This window comes from Aurantibacter sp., assembly GCF_042094015.1.
Lineage (GTDB): Bacteria > Bacteroidota > Bacteroidia > Flavobacteriales > Flavobacteriaceae > Aurantibacter.
Window position 1 is genome coordinate 1 of record NZ_JBELDZ010000097.1, and the last position, 4474, is coordinate 4474.

5 protein-coding genes are annotated in these 4474 nt (G+C 27.6%); all 5 read left to right on the top strand.

Annotated features, from left to right (window positions below; all coding sequences use genetic code 11):
- The first annotated feature begins 45 nt into the window (after window positions 1–45).
- A complete protein-coding gene (locus tag ACFDSN_RS11205) occupies window positions 46–918 on the top strand; it encodes an N-acetylneuraminate synthase family protein (RefSeq protein WP_375239945.1) in 873 nt (290 codons plus the stop codon).
- A 162-nt stretch (window positions 919–1080) separates the two neighbouring features.
- Window positions 1081–1764 carry a sulfotransferase family 2 domain-containing protein gene (locus ACFDSN_RS11210; RefSeq protein ID WP_375239946.1) on the top strand — a complete coding sequence of 228 codons (684 nt, stop codon included), beginning with the start codon at window positions 1081–1083 and terminating at the stop codon, window positions 1762–1764.
- Window positions 1765–1776: 12 nt separating this feature from the next.
- Complete coding sequence (locus ACFDSN_RS11215; protein WP_375239947.1) at window positions 1777–2712, top strand: glycosyltransferase family 2 protein; 936 nt, start codon at window positions 1777–1779, stop codon at window positions 2710–2712.
- Between the two features lie 44 nt (window positions 2713–2756).
- Window positions 2757–4154, top strand: a complete 1398-nt coding sequence (locus ACFDSN_RS11220; RefSeq protein ID WP_375239948.1) for a UDP-glycosyltransferase — start codon at window positions 2757–2759, stop codon at window positions 4152–4154.
- Window positions 4147–4474 (top strand): hypothetical protein (locus ACFDSN_RS11225; protein WP_375239949.1); only part of this gene is annotated, 328 nt, incomplete at its 3' end. The genes ACFDSN_RS11220 and ACFDSN_RS11225, both read left to right, overlap by 8 nt.

The window sequence follows — 4474 nt, forward strand, 5'->3', positions numbered from 1 at the left end:
AGCTTGCGAATTTATAAAAACATACAATAAAAGATTTTAAAATAAATGGAGATTAAAAAACCATACGTAATAGCAGAAATAGGTTGTAACCATAAAGGAAATATGGAAACGGCTAAGGAGTTAATTAAAGTAGCGAAAATTTTCTGTAATGTAGATGCTGTAAAGTTTCAAAAGCGTCATAATAAAGAATTATTAACAGAGGAGCAATATAATGCAGCGCATCCTAATCCTATAAATTCTTATGGAGACACTTATGGAGCACATAGAGAGTTTTTAGAGTTTAATGTAGAGCAACATCAAGAATTAAAAACATTTTGCGAAGACTTAGATGTAGTATATTCAACATCTGTTTGGGATGTGACTTCTGCTAAAGAAATCGCATCATTAAATCCAGAGTTTATTAAAATTCCTTCAGCTTGCAATAATAATATAGCTATGTTAGACTGGCTATGTAAAAATTATAAAGGTGAAATTCATATTTCAACTGGAATGACTACTAAAGATGAAATAAGCGATTTAGTAACACTTTTTAAATCTCATAACAGAAATAAAGATTTAGTGCTTTACAATTGTACTTCTGGTTATCCAGTGCCTTTTAAAGATGTATGTTTATTAGATATTAATCTTTTAAAAGAAAAATACGGAAACGATGTTAAACACATTGGTTTTTCTGGACACCATTTAGGAATAGCGGTAGATGTTGCTGCATATACATTAGGAGCAAACGTTATAGAACGTCATTATACTTTAGATAGAACTTGGAAAGGAACAGATCATTCAGCTTCTTTAGAGCCAATGGGCCTACGTAAACTCTCAAGAGATTTAACTGCGGTTTATGATGCGTTATCATATAAACCAACAGATATTTTGCCAATAGAGCAAGTGCAACGAGATAAATTGAAAAATCAAAAAGGGTAGATTAATTTACGATTAACAAATTTTAAAGGACTATTAATAAACGATATAAATTCTAAAATTTTAATTCGTTTAATTTTCTTAAAAGATAATTTAGGTTTGAATTAAGAGCAGGTCGAAAATTTTTTAAATTAAGGATTAAGAATAAAATAATCACGTTATAAATTGATAAATCACGAGCATAAAGTAATTTTTATCCATGTTCCTAAATGTGCAGGAAGTAGTGTTTTTAAATTTTTTAATAAAGATTTAAAAGTAAGTTGGCGTACACCAAATTATAATGTGCTTTATGGTTGGTGTCCTAAAAGAAAAATTCATCTTCAACATGCAACAACAAAGCAATTAATAGAAACAGAGCTTATTACAGAAGAGCAATGGAATAGTTATTACAAATTTACAATAGTTAGAAATCCTTGGGATAGAGCATATTCAGATTATCAATGGATAATGAAGGACACAGGAAAAAGAGATTCGTTTAAGAACTTTATTCTTAAAAAAGGTAAGTTTAGTAAAGTTTTAAATGATGTTTCGGTTAAAGAATATAGAGGTGATCATTTATTAAATCAAACAGATTTCTTTGATAGTAAAGGTGAGTTTAAATTAGATTTTGTTGGAAGGTTTGAAAACTTAAAAACAGATTTTTCTAGAGTTTTAAAAGCTTTAAATATTTCAGAAGAATTTTCTAATCATGAAAAAAAGTCTGTAAAAAAAATGAGTCATTATTCTGATTTTTATACCTCAAGTTATCAGAAATTGGTTTTAGATCGATATCAAAATGATGTAGAACACCTTGATTATGCTTTTGAAGATAGAAAAAAGGGAATTTTTAAAATTAAGAATTTTTTCTAATTCATCACAAATATGAAACAAGTAGCTATAGTAATTGTGACGTTTAATGGAATAAAATGGATAGAGAAATGCTTAAAGAGTATTTATGAAAGCTCTGTTACACCAGAAATAATTATTGTTGATAACAATAGTAATGATGATACAACCAGCTATTTAAAAAAGAACCATAAAGACATTACCTTAATTGAAAGTGAAACAAATTTAGGTTTTGGAGCTGGAAATAATTTAGGAATTTCAATTGCACTAAAGAGAAATATAGATTTTATTTTTTTATTAAATCAAGATGCTTATCTTAAAAAAGATACGCTATCTAAACTAATAGAAGTACATAAAAACAATAAAAAGTATGGTATTTTAAGTCCAATTCATTTAAACGGAAATGATTTAGCGTTAGATGCTAATTTTTCAAGATATATAGGACAAGATAGAAATCCAAAGTTATATATAGATGCTTTTACTAATAAATTAAAAACGGTATATTCTTTTCCATTTATAAATGCAGCTGCTTGGTTTATCCCTTCAAAAGTTATTAAGGAAGTTGGTGGTTTTGATCCAGCTTTTTTTCATTATGGAGAAGATGATAATTATTGTCATAGAATATTATATCACAATTATCTTGTAGGAGTTGTGCCTAATTGTTTTGTAAATCACGATCGTGAACAAAATATGCATAACCTGAGTAGTTTGTCAATTAAGGAAGCCATTAAAATAAAAGAGAGAGAATATAAAATACAATACTGTAATATTTTAAATAATGATTATCCTAACAAATATTCGGTAAAAGTAAATTATGTAAAGCGTCAGTTAATTAAAAATTTTTTGAGGTTGAATTTATCAAAAGCTAATTATTTTTATAAAGAGTTTAAGTTATTAAAAGCTATCAAGGATAAAGTAGAATTAAGTAGAGAAACTAATAGAATTAAAGGAAGCCATTACATAATGCAATAATTAAATAAGTGTATTTTATTTTAAAGAGAGCTAATTTTTGAGTAATGAATAAAAAAGTATTTGTGTTTTTTCCAGATGGCGTAGGCTTAAGGAACTTTGCTTTTACCAATTTTAAAAATATTGGTGAACAAATGGGGTTTGATATAACGTATTGGAATAACACCATATTTTCTTTAAAAGATAATTTGGGTTTTAAAGAGGTTAAGATAGAAAACAACCAAATAAATCCATTAACGCCATTATATACAAGAGCTAGAAAACATGTTGAATTAAATGTTTCTGAAAAGAAATTTAGCGATTCTGTTTATCCAACCTATAAATTCCCATTTAATTATAAAGGCTTAAAAAACACACTTAAAAGTTTATATACTAAGATTTTAATAGCTCAGTATAATTCCGAAAAAGGTATAGAGCGTATTCGTAAAAAAATTAATACTTTAGAACGAAAAAACCCAAAATACGCTTACTGTAAAGCACAATTAGAAGCGCAAAAACCTGATTTGATATTTTGTACCACACAACGTGCAACACAATCTATTTCAGCACTACTAGCGGCTAAAGATTTAGGTATTCCAACTATTGCATTTGTGTATTCATGGGATAATGTACCAAAAGCAATGCAAGTTGTAGAAACTGACTATTACTTTGTGTGGAGTGAACATATGAAGCGAGAAGTACTTCAATATTATCCGTTTGTTAAAGAAAATCAAGTTTTTGTAACTGGAACACCACAATTTGAGCCTCACTTTGATAAAAGTCTTATAAAATCAAGAGAAACTTTTTTTGTTGAACAAAATTTAGATCCTAATAAAAAATACATCTGTTTCTCTGGAGATGATGAAACTACGTCTCCTTTAGATCAGTATTATTTAGAAGATTTAGCTAAAGCCGTAAGAGGTCTAAATTTTAGAGGCGAAAATATTGGTATTATATATCGTAAATGTCCAGTAGATTTCACAACACGTTATGATAAAGTAGTGTCAGATTATAAAGATGTAATTACTAAAATAGATCCTATTTGGAAACAAATTGGTAGCCAATGGAATCAAATTTTACCTGCAAAAGAAGATTTCGAAATGTTGGTGAATGTATGTTATCATTCAGAAATGGTCACAAATGTATGTTCTAGTACTGTATTTGATTTTGTAGCACATAACAAACCTTGTATATATTATAATTACGAGCAACCACAACTTAAAAAAGGAATTAGAGATATTGGACAAAATTATAAATATGTCCATTTTAGATCAATGCCAACAAAAGACGCTGCTGTTTTCTGCGAAGATAAAACGCAATTAGAAACTATAGTTAAATCTGTTTTAGCTGGTAAAGTATCTAATGTTTCAGTTGGTAAAGATTGGTTTAAAATTATTGCAGGAGAAACACCAAGTGAATCTTCTAAAAAGATTTGGGAGAATATAAAAACGTTATTAAATGAATAAGCTAAATTCAGATTCTTATTATAAGTATTTTGTTGAATCTTATTTAAAAAAAGATACATCTCTTTTTAAGTTTGGAAGTATTGGTGATGGAGGCTATTATTTAAATCCTAAAACATTAACCGAGAGTGATTTGCTTTTTAGTGGAGGAATTTCTTCTAACTTAGAGTTTGAATTTGATTTTTATCGATTTAACGCAAATGCTCCAATTTTAATGATTGATCCAACAGTTTCTAAATGGAAATTACTAATAAAAGGTTTTACAAGATTGTTTTTTAAAAAACCAGATAAATTGAGATATTTATACAATACATTGATTTTTT

Excerpts from the sequence above, each read along its gene's own strand:
- ACFDSN_RS11205 (WP_375239945.1), top strand. The coding sequence starts at position 46 with ATGGAGATTAAAAAACCATACGTAATAGCAGAAATAGGTTGTAACCAT.
- ACFDSN_RS11215 (WP_375239947.1), top strand. The coding sequence starts at position 1,777 with ATGAAACAAGTAGCTATAGTAATTGTGACGTTTAATGGAATAAAATGG.
- ACFDSN_RS11220 (WP_375239948.1), top strand. The coding sequence starts at position 2,757 with ATGAATAAAAAAGTATTTGTGTTTTTTCCAGATGGCGTAGGCTTAAGG.